Source organism: Microbacterium sp. Bi128, from assembly GCF_918698205.1.
Genome location: NZ_CAKKMM010001517.1, coordinates 1 through 1,179, shown reverse-complemented (window position 1 = coordinate 1,179; position 1,179 = coordinate 1). Strand labels below are relative to the sequence as shown.

At 66.3% G+C, this 1,179-nt stretch carries 2 protein-coding genes; both read left to right on the top strand.

Annotation, left to right across the window (positions count from 1 at the left end; translation table 11 throughout):
- Positions 1-177, top strand: a 177-nt coding sequence (locus LQV45_RS34175; protein WP_230012301.1) for a glutaredoxin family protein, incomplete at its 5' end; no start/stop codon positions are given.
- Positions 178-251: 74 nt separating this feature from the next.
- The gene (locus tag LQV45_RS34170; RefSeq protein ID WP_079555510.1) at positions 252-947 is read left to right on the top strand and encodes a redox-sensing transcriptional repressor Rex; all 696 of its coding nucleotides are present in this window, start codon (positions 252-254) and stop codon (positions 945-947) included.
- Positions 948-1,179 lie beyond the last annotated feature (232 nt).

The following is a 1,179-nucleotide window of genomic DNA, read 5'->3' as shown; positions in this document are numbered from 1 at the left end:
GCTGCGCTCGGACTAGATTGGTCGGAAAAATCGGTGGACGACGACGCCGGGCTGCGGGAACGCTTCGCCGAGGAGATCCCGGTGGTGCTGGTCGACGGCGTCCAGCGGGATTTCTGGAAGATCGACGAGGCCCGCCTGACCCGGACCCTGCAACGGATCCTCGACCAGCCCTCCTGACGGCGGGGTGCTTTGTTGCGTGATGCGCGGGGGCTCTAGAGTGGGAAGCACAACGCGACGCAATGGAGCAGATAGTGACTTCGCTGGATTCATCTCCCGGGCCTGTCCCCGGGGGAGCCGGGACTGCGGCCAAACAGATTCCGCCCGCGGCCGTGGCCCGGCTGACCATCTATCTGCGCGCCCTGACCACGCTGCTGGCTGACGGGGTGGACCGGGTCTCGTCCGAGTCGCTGGCCGAGGCCTCCGGAGTCAGTTCCTCGACGCTGCGCAAGGACCTCTCCTATGTCGGCTCCTACGGAACCCGGGGTGTCGGTTATGAGGTCCAGTACCTCAACCGCAACATCGCCGCTGCCCTCGGGCTGACGCACGACTGGAAAGTCGCGATCGTCGGTGCGGGCAACCTCGGCAAAGCCCTGGCCCGGTACGGCGGATTCGAGTCTCGAGGCTTTGACATTGTGGCGATTTTCGACGCCGACCAGATGGTGGTGGGCAGTGAAGTCGGGTGGCTGCGGGTCAGCGACGCCGCCGACCTTGAGCCGGTACTGCAGCGTACCGGTGCCAACATGGTGGTCCTCGCCTTGCCCGCGGCGGTGGCCCAGGACGTCTGCGACCGGGTGATAGCCGCCGGCGTGCGGAGCATCCTCAGCTTCGCGCCGGTGATGCTGCAGGTCCCCCCGGGAGTCAACCTCCGCAAGGTGGACATGGCAACGGAACTGCAGATTCTGGCCTACCACGCACAGAGGGCGCAGGACCCGGAAGACGCCGACTAAGATCGGCCAGCCCTCCGGTTCCCGCGCCCGCTGAGTGGTACCCCACTGGGTGGGTTCCTGGCGAAGCTACTTCCCGAAGGGGGCTCCGGGCTGTCCATAGGGGTTGGCAAAGGGCTGCCGCTTCTGGAAATACGGCGCTGCCGCGGGCAGGTAAAGCAGCACGATAGCCGCAATGCCCACGAGTGCCGCCAGGGTGGCGAGGCTGAGCGGGATGATGTTGAAGACCGACAAG